This window comes from Cognatilysobacter lacus (assembly GCF_008274655.1).
GTDB classification, from domain to species: domain Bacteria; phylum Pseudomonadota; class Gammaproteobacteria; order Xanthomonadales; family Xanthomonadaceae; genus Cognatilysobacter; species Cognatilysobacter lacus.
The window spans coordinates 1-15350 of sequence record NZ_VTRV01000062.1; the positions used below are offsets into that span (position 1 = coordinate 1).

Genomic DNA, 15350 nt, shown 5'->3' on the forward strand with positions numbered 1-15350 from the left:
TGTTCGAAGGGCCGGGCGGTCGCAAGGAACTCGCGCTGCGCGTTTTCGACGGCAAGGGAGCGCAGGCGCCCGGCATGCCGCCGGCGACCACGCCTCCGGATTCCCCCGCCATGACCGGCAGCCCCATGCCGGTGCCCAGACCCGCGCCACCGCCGTCCACGCCCGCGCCGCCCGCCACCGATGCCGCCACGATGCCCGATCCCGCACAGATCGAGCAGATCCGCCAGCGCATCGAAGCACGACGCGAAGAGATGCGCCGCAACGCGCAGAACGCCAACCCGCCCGCGAAGGTCGCCTCGCCGCCTCCGCCCGCGAACCGCTGAGTCCCCGCATGAATCTCTTGCCTTCCGCTGAATCCTTCCGTCCCGCGCTGCGCCACGGCACCGTCGCACTGACGATCGCCTCGCTGCTTGCCGGATGCGCGACCGCCGTGCCGCCACGCGTCGCACGCAACGGTCGGCTCGACGGCCCGGTGGCCGGCACTTCGTCGGCCGCGACCACGAACGCGAACGGTGACGTGGTGACCACGCCGCTTGGCGCGCAGTCCGAGGGTCCGCGCGCGCAGATCCACCGCGGCAACGGGGAGGTGATCAACCGTCGCGTCGCCAGCGCGCCGCCGTCGCGCCTGGGCGCCAGCAGTGGCGCAGCCACGTTCAACTTCGAAGGCGAGTCGGTGCAGGCCGTCGTCAAGGCGATCCTCGGCGACATGCTCGGGCAGAACTACGTGATCGCCCCGGGCGTGCAGGGCACGGTCACGCTTGCCACGCCCAAGCCCGTGAGCCCCGCCGAAGCGCTCAACCTGCTCGAGATGGTGCTGGGCTGGAACAACGCGCGCATGGTCTACACCGGCGGGCGCTACAACATCGTGCCCGCCGACCAGGCCCTCGCCGGCACGGTCGCGCCGCGCACGGGCCCCGCGTCGAGTGCGCGCGGTTTCGAAGCGCGCACCGTGCCGCTCAAGTACGTGTCGGCGACGGAGATGGAGAAGATCCTGAAGCCGTATGCGCGGCCGAACGCGATCGTCAACGTCGACAACGGCCGCAACATCATCACCGTGGCGGGCACCCGCGCGGAACTCGAAAACTACCTGCGCACCATCCAGACCTTCGACGTGGACTGGCTCGCCGGCATGTCGGTCGGCGTGTTTCCGTTGCAGTCGGGCCGTGCCACCGCCGTGGTGGCCGACCTCGAGAAGGTGTTCGGCGAGACCAGCAAGTCGCCGGTCGCCGGCATGTTCCGCTTCCTGCCGCTCGAGGGCGCGAACGCGGTCATGGTGATCACGTCGCAGGCCGGCTACCTGGACGACATCCAGCAGTGGCTGGAGCGGATCGACGGCGCCGGCGGCGAGCCGCGGCTGTATTCGTACGAACTCAAGTACATCAAGGCAAAGGACCTGGCCGACCGCCTCGCCGAAGTCTTCGGCGGCAGCCGCGGCGGCGGCGCTGACTCGGGCGCGCAACCCACGCTGATGCCGGGGCTGAATTCGACCGAGTTGCGCGACACCGACGGCGGCGCGAGCGCGAACATCGGCGGCAAGAACGATGGCGTCGTCGGCCCCGGGACGGGCGGCAGCGATAGCGGCGGCATGTCTTCGTCGCTCTCGCTCAATCCGCGCACTGGCGGCAACGGCAGCGTGAGCCTGGCGGTCGACGGCCAGCGCGTCGGCGTATCGGCGGTGGACGAAACCAACTCGCTGCTCGTGCGCTCGACGCCGCAGGCGTGGCGATCGATCCGCGACGTGATCGAACGCCTCGACGTGATGCCGATGCAGGTGCAGATCGAGGCGCAGGTGGTGGAGGTGCAGCTCAGCGGCGCGCTCCAGTACGGCGTCAACTGGTTCTTCGAGCAGGCGGTGAGTGATCCAACCAGCGTCGGCGGTGCGGGCCTGCCCAACGCGGCCGGCCGCAACATCTGGGGCGACCTGCGCGGCAGCATCCGCCCGGCCGATGTGGTCAATCCCGGCATGGCCTGGACGTTCCTCGGCAAGAACGCCGCCGCGGTGATCAATGCGCTCGACCAGGTCACCGACCTGCAGCTGCTGCAGACGCCGTCGGTATTCGTGCGCAACAACGCCGAGGCCACGCTCAACGTGGGCAGCCGCATCCCGATCTCGTCGGTCACGGTCGACCCGGGCACCGGCAATGGCGGCACGACTTACAGCCAGGTGCAGTACCTGGACACCGGCATCATCCTCAAGGTGCGCCCGCGCATCACGCGCGACGGCATGGTGTTCCTCGACATCGTGCAGGAAGTCAGCTCGCCCGGCACCGTCGCCGATCGCAACGGCAACGTGCGTATCGACACGCGCAAGGTGAAGACCGAAACGGCCGTGCAGAGCGGCGACACCGTGATGCTCGCCGGCCTCATCAGCGACGGCGTGACGCGCGGTTCGTCGGGCTTCCCGGGCCTGAGCCGCATTCCGGTGCTGGGTGGGTTGTTCGGCCGTCAGAACTCCCGCACCGACCGCAATGAAGTCATCGTGCTGCTTACACCCACGGTGGTGCGCAATCCGCAGGAGGTGCGCAACCTCACCGACGAATACACGCAGCGATTCCGCGCGATGGAACCGCTGCACCGCGCTGCGCGGCGCAAGACCGGCATCAACGTGCGCTGACCGATGGCGGCGATGCCCGCATGGCCGATGTCCAACGTGCCGGCATCGGCCTGCATGCATTCGCGACGATCCGCATGAGCGGGGATGGCATCGTCGCGGTGGTGGTCAGTTACCGCAGTGCGGAGACCATCGAGCTGTGCCTGCAACGCCTGCGCGCCGCGGAGGGCGTGACCGCGATCCGCGTGGTCGACAACGGATCGGACGACGGCACCGTCGGCATCGTGCAGCGGGTCGCCGCCAGCGAGCCACGACTCAAATTCATTGCCAATCCGGACAACCCGGGGTTTGCGGTCGCGTGCAACCAGGGCGCGCACGCGGCGACCGATCCCTGGATCGCGTTCGTGAATCCCGATTGCCTCGCGGAGCCCGACAGCCTGTCGCGCATGCGGATGCTGGCGTCGCGCGTTGCCCCGGCGCTGCTCGGTTGCGAACTGGTCGACGAGGACGGCGTGCCCGACCCGGCGTCGCGCCGTCGCGATCCCGATTTCACGGCGATGCTCACCGCGGCTCTCGGCGCGGCGCGTTCGAACGTTTCGGTGCCGTCGAACGGCGAGCCGGTGCAAGTGGTGGACGCGGTGTCGGGCGCGCTGATGCTGATGCCGCGCACGCTGTTCGATGCCGCAGGGGGCTTCGACGAGGGCTACCGGCTGCATGCCGAGGACCTGGACCTGTGTCGTCGCGTGCGTGCCGTGGGCGGCACCGTGGCCGTCGCCAACGAGGTTCGCGTGGTGCACCTGCGCGGCGTGTCGAGCCGGTCCCGGCCGTTCTTCGTCGAGTGGCACAAGCATCGCGGGCTGTGGCGCTATTTCCAGTGCTTCGAGGCGCCGCAGCGCAGCGCGCCCCTGCGTGCCGCGATCGGGCTCGCGATCATGCTGCGGTTCTGCTTCGCCGCGCTGCGCGCTTGGTTGCGCGCGGTGCTTTGATCAGCGCCCGAGCCGGAACTTGAGCTGCAGCCCGAGCGTGTTGGGCGTCGAACCCGGCACGTGCGGCAGGTAGACGAGATTGGCGCCGACACGCCGATATTCGATTTTCGCGACCAGCGCGGCCGCCGGGCCGGCATGGCCGTCGTAGCCGGGATATCCACTGACCAGCCCGACCATGGCGCCGAGACGTACATGCCGCCCCAGTTGCAGCGGCGTGTAGTGGTACAGCGCGTACCAGGAGTCGGCGTATACGGAGTTGCGGTAGTAGCCCGCGGATGCGCCGTGCCGCGGCTGCCACTCCAGCTCGACGCCGGCGCCGTAGTTGGCCTGGTTGAAGTGCTCGCCCGGGCCGAGGTACGCATCCGCGCTGCCGAAATGGTGCGACGCCACGTTCACGTCCACCCACCATTCGGGCGAATTCCATGCGGTGGCCGAGCGCGTAGCGTCGTCCTGCGACTGCGACTGCGACTGCGACTGCGACTGCTGTGCGAACGCGGGCGTACTCGCGGCGAGCAGCAGCGCGGCGAAGGCGAGACAGCGGCACGTCGGCATGGTGATCTCCCGGGTCTGCAGCGACGCTAGCAGCGCGCGTGCCCGCCGGCCGTCACGGCCGGTCACCAAAGCTGAATGCCACGACCGCGACCGACGCCTCAGCGATGCAGGTTGATCGCGTCGCGAAGGTCACGCGCCGCCGTGGCGGCGGCCTCGGCGTAGTCATCGCCCGACGATGCGTAGAGCACCGCACGCGACGAGCTGATCATCAATCCGGTGCCGTCGTGCGTCTTCGCGTTCGATACCACGGCCGCGGCATCACCGCCCTGCGCGCCCACGCCGGGCACCAGCAGCGGCACGTCCTTCACCAGTGCGCGCACGTCCGACAACTGCTCCGGCCAAGTCGCGCCGACGACCAGCGCGACATTGCCGTTCGTATTCCACTCCAGCGCCGCCTTTTCGGCGACGTGCTGGTAGAGCGGTCGGCCGGCGACCAGCATGTCCTGCAACTCGCCCGCGCCTTGGTTGGACGTGCGACAGAGGATGACGACGCCGCGGTCGGCGCGGTCGAGGAACGGCTCCAGCGCGTCGCGGCCGAGGTAGGGATTCACCGTGACCGCATCGGCGCCGTAGCGGTCGAACGCCTCGGTGGCGTAATGCCGGGCGGTGCTGCCGATGTCGCCGCGCTTGCTGTCGAGGATCACCGGCACCTCGGGGTGCGCCGATTTAAGGTGCGCGACCAGGCGCTCGAGCGCGGGCTCCGCGGCCAGCGCGGCGAAGTGCGCGATCTGCGGTTTGAATGCGCACGCGTACTTGGCGGTGGCGTCGGCGATGTCGCGGCAGAACGCGAAGATGGCGTCGGGATCGTTCGCGAAGCGCGTCGGGAATCTCGCCGGTTCCGGGTCCAGCCCGACGCACACCAGCGAGTTCGCCGTCTGCCAGCGGTGGCGTAGCGCGGTCATGAAGCTCATCGGTCGCCTCCGGGGCGCGAGGTCAAAGGCGCTTCCACACCTGCCACAGGCCGATGGCGTGTACCACGCCGATCGCCAGGCAGATGGCGGAGCTCCACAGGTTGAACGGCGTGCGCATCGCGGGCACGACGGCCGCGGGCGCGAGCGCCAGCCCGCGCAACACGTAGACCGCGGTGATCACCACCAGCGCGGGGCCGGTGAATGGCAGCGACCTGAGCAAGCCCGCGCCCGACGCCGCGTAGGCGGCCCACGCCGCCAGCACCGCGGCGATGCCCAGCGTCACCATCGTCGGCACCGGGCTGTGCGCTTCGGCGAGCCTCGCCATGCGTTCGCCGGCGCCAAAGAAGCGATACCAGTGCGGGCCGCCCGCGATCACGGCCAGGTGTAGGACCGCGGCGAGCGCACTCAGCGCCGCGCCGAGCAGCAACATCCGGTTGACGTCCGTAGCCATGGCGAGACTCCATGTGGAACGCCCGCCGGAAAGGCGGGCGTTGGGTCACGATTACTTGAGCGCCTTGAAGCGCAGGCGGTGCGGCTGCGCGCCTTCGGCACCGAGGCGACGCTTCTTGTCTTCCTCGTACTCGCGGTAGTTGCCCTGGAAGAACTCGACGTGCGAGTTGCCTTCGAACGCCAGGATGTGCGTCGCGATGCGGTCGAGGAACCAGCGGTCATGCGAAATCACGAACGTGTTGCCCGGGAACTCGAGCAGCGCGTCCTCGAGCGCACGCAGCGTCTCGATGTCGAGATCGTTGGACGGTTCGTCGAGCAGCAGGACGTTGCCGCCCTGCAGCAGCGTCTTGGCCATGTGCAGCCGGCCGCGTTCACCGCCCGACAGCGTGCCGACCATCTTCTGCTGGTCCTGGCCCTTGAAGTTGAAGCGGCCGATATACGCGCGCGACTGGATCTCGATGCCGTTGATGTTGAGGATGTCGAGCCCGCCCGACACCTCCTGGAACACGTTGTGGTTGCCGGTCAGCGCGTCGCGGCTCTGGTCGACGTACGCGAGCTTGACCGTCGAGCCCATGTCGATCTCGCCGGAGTCCGGCTTTTCCTGGCCGATGATCATCTTGAACAGCGTCGACTTGCCGGCGCCGTTCGGGCCGATGATGCCGACGATCGCGCCCGCCGGAATCGAGAACGAGAGGTCGTCGATCAGCAGGCGGTCGCCGAACTTCTTCGACACGTTCTTGAATTCGACGACCTTCTGGCCAAGGCGCTCGCCCGGCGGGATGAAGATCTCGTTGGTCTCCTGGCGACGCTGGTAGTCGACCGACTGCAGCTCCTCGATGCGCGACAGGCGCGCCTTGCCCTTGGAGCGGCCGCCCTTCGCGTTCTGCCGCGCCCACTCCAGCTCCTTCTGGATCGCCTTCTGGCGCGATTTCTCCTGGCCTTCTTCCTGCTTCAGGCGCTCGTCCTTCTGGGTCAGCCAGTCGGTGTAGTTGCCCTTCCACGGAATGCCGCGGCCGCGGTCGAGCTCGAGGATCCACTCGGCCGCGTTGTCGAGGAAGTAGCGGTCATGCGTGACGGCCACCACGGTGCCGGTGTAGCGCGCGAGGAACTGCTCGAGCCATTCGACGGATTCGGCGTCGAGATGGTTGGTCGGTTCGTCGAGCAGCAGCATGTCCGGCTTCTGCAGCAGCAGGCGGCACAGGGCGACGCGGCGCTTCTCGCCGCCGGACAGTTTGCCGACGACCGCCTCCCAAGGCGGCAGGCGCAGCGCGTCAGCGGCGACTTCGAGCTGGTTTTCGAGCGTATGGGCGTCGCCCGCGGCCAGGATCGCCTCGAGGCGCTCCTGTTCCTTGGCAAGTGCGTCGAAATCGGCGCCGTCCTCGGCATACGCCGCGTAGACCTCTTCCAGGCGCGCCTGCGCCTTCAGCACCTCGCCGACGCCTTCCTCGACCGCCTGTCGCACGGTGTGTTCGGGGTTGAGTTCGGGCTCCTGCGCGAGATACCCGACCTTGATGCCCGGCTGCGGTCGGGCTTCGCCGACGAAATCGCTGTCGACGCCCGCCATGATCTTGAGGACGGTCGACTTGCCGGAACCGTTCAGGCCCAGCAGGCCGATCTTCGCGCCCGGGAAGAACGAGAGCGAGATGTCCTTGATGATCTGGCGCTTGGGCGGAACGGTCTTGCTGACACCGTTCATCGTGTAGATGTATTGCGACATGGTGACTCCGGTCGATCAGGCGCGCGCCCGAAGCGGGCGCCGCTGGGCAGGCGGCGGCGACCTGCGCGGGGCAGGGCCGGGAATACGGGATAGCCGTGAATTATAAGGCCCCGCCGCCGGTTTACGGGCCCGGCGGGTGGTCGCGAGGGGCTAGAATTCAGCCATTCCTGACCCCCGGAGTGGCGATGTTTCCGCGTGATGCCCGTATTGAAGGCTATGACCCCGAACTCGCCGCCGCCATCGCCAACGAGGCGCGACGGCAGGAAGACCACGTCGAACTGATCGCCAGCGAGAACTACGCCAGCCCGCGCGTGCTCGAGGCGCAGGGCAGCGTGCTGACCAACAAGTACGCCGAGGGCTACCCCGGCAAGCGCTATTACGGCGGCTGCGAATACGTGGACGTCGCCGAGAGGCTCGCGATCGAGCGCTGCAAGCAGCTCTTCGACGCCGACTACGCCAACGTGCAGCCGCACTCGGGCTCGCAGGCCAACCAGGCCGTCTATTTCGCGCTGCTCAATCCAGGCGACACGATCCTCGGCATGTCGCTCGCCCACGGCGGCCACCTCACGCACGGCGCGAAGGTGAACCTGTCGGGCAAGATCTACAACGCCGTGCAATACGGTGTCGATGAAAACGGCTTCATCGACTACGCCGAGGTCGAACGCCTCGCGCGGGAGCACAAGCCGAAGATGCTCGTCGCCGGATTCTCCGCGTACTCGCAGATCGTCGACTGGGCGCGCATGCGCGAAATCGCCGACGCGGTCGACGCAATCTTCTTCGTCGACATGGCCCACATCGCTGGGCTCGTGGCCGCTGGCGTGTACCCGTCGCCGTTGCCGCACGCGCATGTCGTGACCTCGACCACGCACAAGACGCTGCGCGGCCCGCGCGGCGGAATCATCGTCGCCAAGAACGCGACCGAAGAGCTGACCAAGAAGCTGCAGAGCATCGTGTTCCCGGGCATCCAGGGCGGGCCGCTGATGCACGTCATCGCCGCCAAGGCGTTGGCGTTCAAGGAAGCGCTCGAGCCCGGCTTCAAGGCGTATCAGCAGCAGGTCGTCAGGAACGCGCAGGCGATGGCCAACACCCTGATGCAGCGCGGGTACAAGGTCGTGTCAGGCGGCACCGAAAACCACCTGATGCTGGTCGACATGATCGGTCGCGACGTCAGTGGCAAGGACGCCGAAGCCGCGCTCGGCCTCGCGCACATCACGGTCAACAAGAACGCGGTGCCCGGTGATCCGCGCTCGCCGTTCGTGACGTCGGGCCTGCGCCTCGGAACGCCGGCGGTGACCACGCGTGGTTACGTGGAAGCGGACTGCGTCGACCTCGCCAACTGGATCGCCGACGTGCTCGACAATCCGAAGGATGAGGCGGTGCTCGAGCGCGTGCGCACCCAGGTGCAGGCGCAATGCAGGCGCTTGCCGGTGTACGGAGTGCAGGCATGACGCGCGCCGCGTTGATGTGGATGCTCCTGCTGCCCGCGGTGGCGGGCGCGCAATCGATGGACGGCGGTGCCGCGGATGCGGGCCACGCCGTCTCATCCGGCCTGGACTACACCGATCCGGCGGCGCATGACGCCCCGATCACGTGCATGGCCGGCGATCTCGAACGCCATCCGGGTCAGAGCCTCGGGCAGGTATTCGGCGACGCATGGCCGGTACCGCCGGCCAACGCGGCCACGCGTGAGCGCGCCACCGTCGATCGCTGGGGCAAGCTCGTCATGCCGGCCGGACTCGCGCCGCGGGATGTCACCGTCGTGGTCGCCACGCTCGTAGGCGCCGATGGCGAACCGCAGCGCGCCGAACCGATCTGTGCGACGGCCTCGGGCTTCGACACCGCCGCCGCGCGCACCGTCATGCGCAGCCGGTTCACGCCGGCGCGGTTCGACGGTGCCGCGACGGTGGGCGCCACGGTCGTCGTGGTCAGGTACGGGCGCAGCGCGGGCGTGCAGGGCACGGGCCGCCGTCACTGATGCACTGTCCGTTCTGCCAGCACCAGGACACCCGCGTAATCGATTCGCGCGTGTCCGAGGACGGGGCGACGATCCGTCGTCGTCGCGTCTGCGAGGCCTGCGGCGAGCGTTGTTCGACGCTGGAAACCATCGAGCTGAAGCTGCCGCTGATCATCAAGGGCGACGGCCGCCGCGAGTCCTTCGACGCTCGCAAGCTGCGCACCGGCTTCGACCGCGCGCTGCAGAAACGCCCGGTGCCGGAGGAGCAGATCGAGGCCGCCGTGCGCTCGGTTGTCCACCAGCTGCGCATGACCACCGAACGCGAAGTGCCATCCCGGCGCATTGGTGAATTCGTCATGGCGGAGCTGCGCAAGCTCGATCATGTCGCCTACGTGCGTTTCGCCTCGGTGTACCGCGCTTTCGAGGACGTGGCCGATTTCCGCGAGGAACTCGACAGGCTCGAGCGTGACGTGGCGCCCGGTGAAGGCCAGCTGCGTCTGCTGGGCGAGGAAGAAGCGAAACCCGAGAAGGGCCGCCGACGTTGACGGCGCCGATGCCCCCCGGGGCATCGGGCGGCGACCGCTGATGCGCCGGCATTCGCGACCTCACGGATCCGCAGCGCGACTGCGAGGCGATGATCCAGCCACGAGTACGCGCCTGATCGGCGCATCGTCCTGTCCACACCGGTAGCCACCATGCCCGACGTCGCATTCACCGCCCTCGACCACGCGATCATGGCGCGTGCGCTGCGGCTCGCCGAACGCGGCGCCTACACGACGCGTCCGAACCCGATGGTGGGTTGCGTGCTGGTGCGCGATGGCGAAGTCGTCGGCGAAGGGTTCCACGAACGCGCGGGCGGCCCGCACGCGGAAGTTGTGGCACTGCAAGCCGCCGGCGAACGCGCGCGTGGCGCGACCGCATACGTGACGCTCGAGCCGTGCTCGCATACCGGCCGCACCGCGCCGTGCGCCGATGCACTGATCGACGCCGGCGTGACGCGCGTGGTCGGCGCCATGCGCGATCCGTTTCCGCAGGTCGACGGCGCCGGCTTCGAGAAGCTGCGCGCAGCCGGGATCGATGTCGAATCCGGGCTGATGGAGTCGCAGGCACGCGAACTCAACCGCGGCTTCCTGTCGCGCGTCGAACGCGGCCGGCCTTGGCTGCGCGTCAAGATTGCGATGAGCATCGACGGCCGCACCGCGCTGGCGAGCGGCGACTCGCGGTGGATCAGCAGCGAAGCCTCGCGGATGGACGTGCAGCGCTGGCGCGCGCACGCATCCGCGCTGATGACCGGCGCCGGCACCGTGCTGGCCGACGACCCACAACTCACGGTGCGCCTCGGCGACGACACCCCGTTCGTGCCGCCGTTGCGCGTGGTGCTCGATCCGGGCCTGGCCACGATCCGCCGCGGCCGTATCCGTGAGGGCGACGCGCCCACGCTCTACATCCACGCGCCCGACGTACGCGTCCCGCGCGAGTGCGACGCACAGATGGCGGCGGCGCCCGTGGAGGGCGGACGCTTCGACCTGGACGCGGTCATGCGGCTGCTCGGAGAGCGCAAGATCAACGAGGTGCAGCTCGAAGCCGGTGCGACGCTGGCGGGCGCGTTCCTCGCCTCCGGCCTCGTCGACGAGCTGCTGCTCTACGTCGCGCCCCTGCTGCTCGGTGCCACCGCGCGCCCGTTGTTCGACGGCCTCGATATCCAGCAGATGGCGGAGAGACGCGCGCTGCGCATCGTGGACACGCGACAGACCGGCGACGACCTGCGCCTGTTGCTGAGGCCTGCGCCGTGACCGTCCGGGATCATTTCTCCGGCGTCGCGCAGGCCTACGTGGCGGCGCGCCCGCACTACCCGCCGGCGCTGTTCGACGCGATCGCGCGTTTCGTGCCGCCGTCCGCACGCGTCTGGGAACCCGGCTGCGGCAGCGGGCAGGCCACGCGCGACCTCGCGCCGCGCTCTGCACACGTGCATGCGACCGACCCGAGTGCGCAACAACTCGCCCAGCACTGGGCGCGCGAAGCCGTTGCACCCAATGTCACGCTCGCGAACGAGCCGGGCGAACACACGTCGCTGGGCGACCGGTCGGTCGAGCTCGTCGCCGTTGCCCAGGCGCTGCACTGGTTCGACGTGGCGGCATTCTTCGTCGAGTGCGACCGCGTGCTGCGGCCGGGTGGTCTCATCGCGGCCTGGGGCTACGACGACTTCGACATCCCGGAGGGCATGGCCGCTGCCGTCGACCCGTTCCGTGCGCGCATCGAACAGGACTGGCCGACGGAGCGTGACTTCATCAAGCGCCACTACGCCGATTTCGACTGGCCCTTCGCGCCTCTCGATGCGCCGCCGCTCGCGCTCGAGGTCGACTGGTCGTTCGAGCGCTTCATCGGTTACCTGTCGAGCTTTTCCGCGGTCGTACAACACCGCGCACGTACCGGCGACGACGCGGTCGCGCTTCATCGCGACGCGCTGCGTCAGGCGTGGGGCGCCGTGCAAACGCGCCACATCCGCTGGCCGCTGTTCCTGCACCTGCGCCGCAAGCCGGGCTGAGCCGTGCGGCTGCGGCGCGTGCTCCCGGGGGCGCGTGCAGGCGCGGTGTTAGAATCCGCACGCCGGTTCGCCGGAATCCATGACGTCTTCAGGGCGGGGTGCGACTCCCCACCGGCGGTAGGCGCGGCACGCCGCGCGAGCCCGCGAGCGCTTCCGCATCGCGGAAGGTCAGCAGATCCGGTCCGATACCGGAGCCGACGGTTACAGTCCGGATGAAGGAAGACAGCGTTCGCATGCAGGCCACGGCCACGCGTGTTTCCGCCTGATGCCTTGAGCCGTTGTGCGCCCGCCCGTTTAGCGAGAGACGCATCATGCTCGAGCACTTCATGCACGCCGCGCGCACCGCGTCGATGACCGGGGCACGCTGATGTTCACCGGCATCATCGAAGGCGTCGGCACCATTGCCGCGGTGGAACCGCGCGGCGGCGACGCTCGCCTGCGCGTCGCGACCGGCACGCTGGACGTCGATGACGTTCGCCTGGGCGAGAGCATCGCGGTCAATGGCGTCTGCCTGACGGTGGTCGCATTCGATTCGGCCTCGTTCGATGCCGATGCTTCGACCGAAACGCTTGCGCTCACGACGCTCGGCGCGCTCGCCCCGGGCGCGCGCGTGAACCTTGAGCGTGCGATGCGACCAACGGACCGCCTTGGCGGACATCTCGTCAGCGGGCACGTCGATGGCGTGGGCACCGTGGCCTCGGTGCATGACGACGCACGCGCACAGCGCTGGCGCTTCGCCGCGCCGGTTCCGCTGCTGCGTTACATCGCGAAGAAGGGCTCCATCTGCGTCGATGGCGTGAGCCTCACCGTCAACGAGGTCGACGCGGAAGGTTTCGAAGTCGCGCTGGTCCCGCATACCGTTGCCAACACCGCATTCGGTTCGACCCGCGTCGGCGATCCGGTGAACCTCGAGATCGACCTCGTCGCGCGTTACGTCGAACGCCTGCTCACCGGAGAGCGCGCTTGAGCTTCGCCACCATTCCCGAGATCCTCGAGGAAATCCGCAACGGGCGGATGGTCGTGATCGTCGACGACGAGGACCGCGAGAACGAGGGCGACCTGATCATGGCCGCCGAGCTGGTGCGGCCGCAGGACATCAACTTCATGGTCACGCATGCGCGCGGGCTGGTGTGCCTGTCGCTCACGCGCGAACGCTGCCGCCAGCTCGGCCTGCCGCCGATGGTGCGCGACAACACCTCGCCGCACCACACCAACTTCACCGTGTCGATCGAAGCCGCGGAAGGCGTCACCACCGGCATTTCCGCCTACGACCGCGCGCATACCGTGCGCACCGCGGTGCGGCCGGACGCGGACGCGCACGACCTCAGCCAGCCCGGCCACATCTTCCCGCTGATGGCGCAGCCGGGCGGAGTGCTGAGCCGCGCGGGCCACACCGAGGCAGCCAGCGACCTCGCGCTGCTGGCGGGTCTGGAGCCGGCCGGCGTCCTCGTCGAGATCCTCAACCCGGACGGCGGCATGGCGCGCCGACCGGAACTCGAAGTGTTCGCGCGCGAGCACGGCCTGAAGATGGGCTCGATCGAATCGCTGATCCGCCGTCGCCTGGAGACCGAGCACACGGTCGAGCGCGTGGAGACGCGTGTGATCGAAACCGAGCATGGGCCGTTCACGCTCGCCGTCTACCGCGACCGCGTGGGCCATGCGCTGCACTTCGCACTGCTGCGCGGCGAGCCAGACCCCGCGATCCCGACCCTCGTGCGCGTGCACATGCTCAATCCGCTGGCCGACGCCGTGCACTGGCGTCGTGCCGACTTCGGCCCGGCCGTGGGCGACGTGCTCGCGCGGATCGCCGCGGAGGAGCGCGGCGCGTTGGTGCTGCTGTCGGAGCCGACCGATCCGGCCTCGCTGCTCGCGCGCATCCGTGAGCTGCCGGCGCCGGACCCCGAGGGCCGCGGTGCCGGGTTGGCCGAATGGCGCCGGAACGGTGCAGGGGCGCAGATCCTGGCTGACCTCGGCCTCGGCCGGCTGCGGGTGATCGGCACCCGGCGCAAGCAGGTGGGCCTGGCGGGCTTCGGGCTGGACGTCGTCGAGTACGTCGACGCGACGCGCTGAGCGGCTGTCTCACCGGCGCGCTGTCGCCGACCCGCTAGAATTGCGTCCCCTCACTTCAAGCGCTGGCCCATGCCGCATCTCGAAGGCGACCTGCGCAGCCCGTCGGGCGCGCGCTACGCCATCATCGCCAGCCGCTGGAACCCCCGCATCACCGACACGCTGGTGGCGGGGGCGCGCAAGACGTTCGCGGACCACGGCGTCGACGAGGCGTCGATCGACGTGGTGCGCGTGCCCGGCGCCTGGGAAATCCCGCTCGCCGCCGCGCATCTGGCGCAGGCAGGCACGCACGTGGCGATCATCGGGCTGGGTTGCGTGGTGCGCGGCGACACCCGGCATTTCGAACAGGTGGCCGACGGATGTTCCAACGGCCTGATGCGCGTGAGCCTGGATTACGGCGTGCCGGTGGCCAACGGCGTGCTGGCAGTCGATAGCTTCGACGACGCCGAAGCACGCGCTGGCGGCAGTCATGGCAACAAGGGCGAGGAAGCGGCGCTGGTCGCCATCGAAATGGCACACCTGCTGACGCAGCTGCCCGGAGCACGTGAATGAGCAGGCATCCGAGGAAGGACGGCGTTGATCCGGTGCTGCGCTCACGCGCGCGCCGACGTGCCTTGCAGGCGGTCTACGCGTGGCAGCTCTCCGGCGCGCCCGTGCGCGAGGTCGTCGCGCAGTTCGCGCACGAACAGGCGCGCGAGATCGCCGACCTCGAGTATTTCGAGGATCTGGTCAACGGCGTCGACGCCAATCGCGACGCGCTGGACGAGGCACTCGCGCCGTTCCTCGACCGTGACATCGACCATGTGGACCCGGTCGAGCGCGCGGTCCTGCGCATCGCCACCTATGAACTGCGCATGCGGCCTGACGTGCCCTACCGGGTCGTGATCAACGAGGCGATCGAGACCGCCAAGCGTTTCGGTGCCGAACACGGCCATACCTACGTCAACGGCGTGCTCGACCACGCGGCCGCCGACTGGCGCGCGGTGGAAGTGCAGGCGTCGCGCCGGCCCCGTTGACGCAGCGGATGTCGATGCCCGGCCCGTGCGTTGGGTGCCGAAATTCGCGATGTTCCGTGCAGCCGCGCGCACGTCGGCGCCCCGGGCTTCCGCGCCGATGAGCAGCCCGCCGCCCGGAGAATTCGACTTGATCGCCCGCATCCGCGATCGCGCGGTATCCCGCGACGACGTCATCCTCGGCATTGGCGACGATGCCGCCTTGCTCGCAGTGCCCGTGGGCCGCCAGCTCGTCGTCGCAATGGACACGCTCAACGAGGGTGTGCATTTCCCGGTGGCCACGCGCGCCGCCGATGTCGGGTGGAAATCGCTCGCGGTCAACCTCTCGGATCTCGCCGCTATGGGCGCGACGCCGGCGTGGTGCGTGTTGTCGCTCTCGTTGCCTGCGCCGGACGCGCACTGGCTCGACGGCTTTCTCGACGGATTCTCCGAGCTCGCGCGCTTGCACCGTGTCGCGTTGGTCGGCGGTGACACGACGCGCGGGCCTTTATCGATCTGCATCGCGGTGCACGGCTTCGTCGAGCCGGGCCGTGCGTTGCGCAGGGACGGGGCGCGCGTGGGCGACGACGTGTGGGTCAGCGGCACGCTCGGGGACGCGGCCGCG

At 69.2% G+C, this 15350-nt stretch carries 16 protein-coding genes, 1 pseudogene and 1 riboswitch; of the genes and pseudogenes, 13 read left to right on the forward strand and 4 right to left on the reverse strand.

All coding sequences use genetic code 11. From position 1 onward, the window contains the following. The 3 genes and pseudogenes from FW784_RS14320 to FW784_RS07335 form a co-directional block, all read left to right on the forward strand. Positions 1 to 323: pseudogene (locus FW784_RS14320) on the forward strand (hypothetical protein); the annotation flags it as partial. 8 nt (positions 324 to 331) lie between these two features. Then, a complete protein-coding gene (gspD, locus tag FW784_RS07330; protein ID WP_149352702.1) occupies positions 332 to 2614 on the forward strand; it encodes a type II secretion system secretin GspD in 2283 nt (760 codons plus the stop codon). Positions 2615 to 2688: 74 nt separating this feature from the next. Continuing rightward, positions 2689 to 3537, forward strand: a complete 849-nt coding sequence (locus FW784_RS07335; protein ID WP_149352717.1) for a glycosyltransferase family 2 protein — start codon at positions 2689 to 2691, stop codon at positions 3535 to 3537. Here FW784_RS07335 and FW784_RS07340 read toward each other — a convergent pair whose 3' ends face one another. The 4 genes from FW784_RS07340 to ettA form a co-directional block, all read right to left on the reverse strand. Further along, positions 3538 to 4089, reverse strand: coding sequence for a hypothetical protein (locus FW784_RS07340; protein ID WP_149352703.1), 552 nt, complete (start codon positions 4087 to 4089; stop codon positions 3538 to 3540). Positions 4090 to 4187: 98 nt separating this feature from the next. Beyond that, positions 4188 to 5000: an orotidine-5'-phosphate decarboxylase gene (gene pyrF, locus FW784_RS07345; RefSeq protein ID WP_149352704.1), complete on the reverse strand. Its 813-nt coding sequence runs from the start codon at positions 4998 to 5000 to the stop codon at positions 4188 to 4190. A gap of 22 nt (positions 5001 to 5022) precedes the next feature. Then, entirely contained in the window at positions 5023 to 5451 is a 429-nt protein-coding gene (locus tag FW784_RS07350) for a hypothetical protein (protein WP_149352705.1), read from the reverse strand. Between the two features lie 51 nt (positions 5452 to 5502). Continuing rightward, a complete protein-coding gene (gene ettA, locus FW784_RS07355) occupies positions 5503 to 7167 on the reverse strand; it encodes an energy-dependent translational throttle protein EttA (RefSeq protein ID WP_149352706.1) in 1665 nt (554 codons plus the stop codon). 185 nt (positions 7168 to 7352) lie between these two features. Between ettA and glyA the strand changes: the two genes are divergently transcribed. The 10 genes from glyA to thiL form a co-directional block, all read left to right on the forward strand. Continuing rightward, a complete protein-coding gene (glyA, locus tag FW784_RS07360) occupies positions 7353 to 8615 on the forward strand; it encodes a serine hydroxymethyltransferase (protein ID WP_149352707.1) in 1263 nt (420 codons plus the stop codon). After that, entirely contained in the window at positions 8612 to 9142 is a 531-nt protein-coding gene (locus tag FW784_RS07365) for an energy transducer TonB (protein WP_149352708.1), read from the forward strand. The genes glyA and FW784_RS07365 overlap by 4 nt, the downstream gene beginning before the upstream one ends. Then, the gene (gene nrdR / locus FW784_RS07370; protein ID WP_149352709.1) at positions 9142 to 9666 is read left to right on the forward strand and encodes a transcriptional regulator NrdR; all 525 of its coding nucleotides are present in this window, start codon (positions 9142 to 9144) and stop codon (positions 9664 to 9666) included. Before FW784_RS07365 ends, nrdR begins: the two co-directional genes overlap by 1 nt. 150 nt (positions 9667 to 9816) lie before the next feature. Next, entirely contained in the window at positions 9817 to 10914 is a 1098-nt protein-coding gene (gene ribD, locus FW784_RS07375; RefSeq protein WP_149352710.1) for a bifunctional diaminohydroxyphosphoribosylaminopyrimidine deaminase/5-amino-6-(5-phosphoribosylamino)uracil reductase RibD, read from the forward strand. Continuing rightward, positions 10911 to 11666: a class I SAM-dependent methyltransferase gene (locus FW784_RS07380; RefSeq protein ID WP_149352711.1), complete on the forward strand. Its 756-nt coding sequence runs from the start codon at positions 10911 to 10913 to the stop codon at positions 11664 to 11666. Before ribD ends, FW784_RS07380 begins: the two co-directional genes overlap by 4 nt. A gap of 80 nt (positions 11667 to 11746) precedes the next feature. Next, positions 11747 to 11894: riboswitch (FMN riboswitch) on the forward strand. 139 nt (positions 11895 to 12033) lie between these two features. Continuing rightward, positions 12034 to 12633 (forward strand): riboflavin synthase, encoded by a 600-nt coding sequence (locus FW784_RS07385; RefSeq protein WP_149352712.1) that lies wholly within the window; start codon positions 12034 to 12036, stop codon positions 12631 to 12633. Next, positions 12630 to 13736, forward strand: coding sequence for a 3,4-dihydroxy-2-butanone-4-phosphate synthase (gene ribB / locus FW784_RS07390; protein WP_149352713.1), 1107 nt, complete (start codon positions 12630 to 12632; stop codon positions 13734 to 13736). The genes FW784_RS07385 and ribB overlap by 4 nt, the downstream gene beginning before the upstream one ends. Positions 13737 to 13805: 69 nt before the next feature. Continuing rightward, positions 13806 to 14285, forward strand: coding sequence for a 6,7-dimethyl-8-ribityllumazine synthase (ribH, locus tag FW784_RS07395; RefSeq protein ID WP_149352714.1), 480 nt, complete (start codon positions 13806 to 13808; stop codon positions 14283 to 14285). Continuing rightward, positions 14282 to 14749, forward strand: a complete 468-nt coding sequence (gene nusB, locus FW784_RS07400) for a transcription antitermination factor NusB (protein ID WP_149352715.1) — start codon at positions 14282 to 14284, stop codon at positions 14747 to 14749. Before ribH ends, nusB begins: the two co-directional genes overlap by 4 nt. Positions 14750 to 14846: 97 nt before the next feature. Then, positions 14847 to 15350, forward strand: a 504-nt coding sequence (gene thiL / locus FW784_RS07405) for a thiamine-phosphate kinase (RefSeq protein ID WP_149352716.1), incomplete at its 3' end; no start/stop codon positions are given.

Excerpts from the sequence above, each read along its gene's own strand:
- ribH (WP_149352714.1), top strand. The coding sequence starts at position 13,806 with ATGCCGCATCTCGAAGGCGACCTGCGCAGCCCGTCGGGCGCGCGCTAC.
- FW784_RS07365 (WP_149352708.1), top strand. The coding sequence starts at position 8,612 with ATGACGCGCGCCGCGTTGATGTGGATGCTCCTGCTGCCCGCGGTGGCG.
- nrdR (WP_149352709.1), top strand. The coding sequence starts at position 9,142 with ATGCACTGTCCGTTCTGCCAGCACCAGGACACCCGCGTAATCGATTCG.
- nusB (WP_149352715.1), top strand. The coding sequence starts at position 14,282 with ATGAGCAGGCATCCGAGGAAGGACGGCGTTGATCCGGTGCTGCGCTCA.
- ribD (WP_149352710.1), top strand. The coding sequence starts at position 9,817 with ATGCCCGACGTCGCATTCACCGCCCTCGACCACGCGATCATGGCGCGT.
- FW784_RS07335 (WP_149352717.1), top strand. The coding sequence starts at position 2,689 with ATGAGCGGGGATGGCATCGTCGCGGTGGTGGTCAGTTACCGCAGTGCG.
- ettA (WP_149352706.1), bottom strand. The coding sequence starts at position 7,167 with ATGTCGCAATACATCTACACGATGAACGGTGTCAGCAAGACCGTTCCG.
- gspD (WP_149352702.1), top strand. The coding sequence starts at position 332 with ATGAATCTCTTGCCTTCCGCTGAATCCTTCCGTCCCGCGCTGCGCCAC.
- FW784_RS07385 (WP_149352712.1), top strand. The coding sequence starts at position 12,034 with ATGTTCACCGGCATCATCGAAGGCGTCGGCACCATTGCCGCGGTGGAA.
- pyrF (WP_149352704.1), bottom strand. The coding sequence starts at position 5,000 with ATGAGCTTCATGACCGCGCTACGCCACCGCTGGCAGACGGCGAACTCG.
- FW784_RS07340 (WP_149352703.1), bottom strand. The coding sequence starts at position 4,089 with ATGCCGACGTGCCGCTGTCTCGCCTTCGCCGCGCTGCTGCTCGCCGCG.
- glyA (WP_149352707.1), top strand. The coding sequence starts at position 7,353 with ATGTTTCCGCGTGATGCCCGTATTGAAGGCTATGACCCCGAACTCGCC.
- FW784_RS07350 (WP_149352705.1), bottom strand. The coding sequence starts at position 5,451 with ATGGCTACGGACGTCAACCGGATGTTGCTGCTCGGCGCGGCGCTGAGT.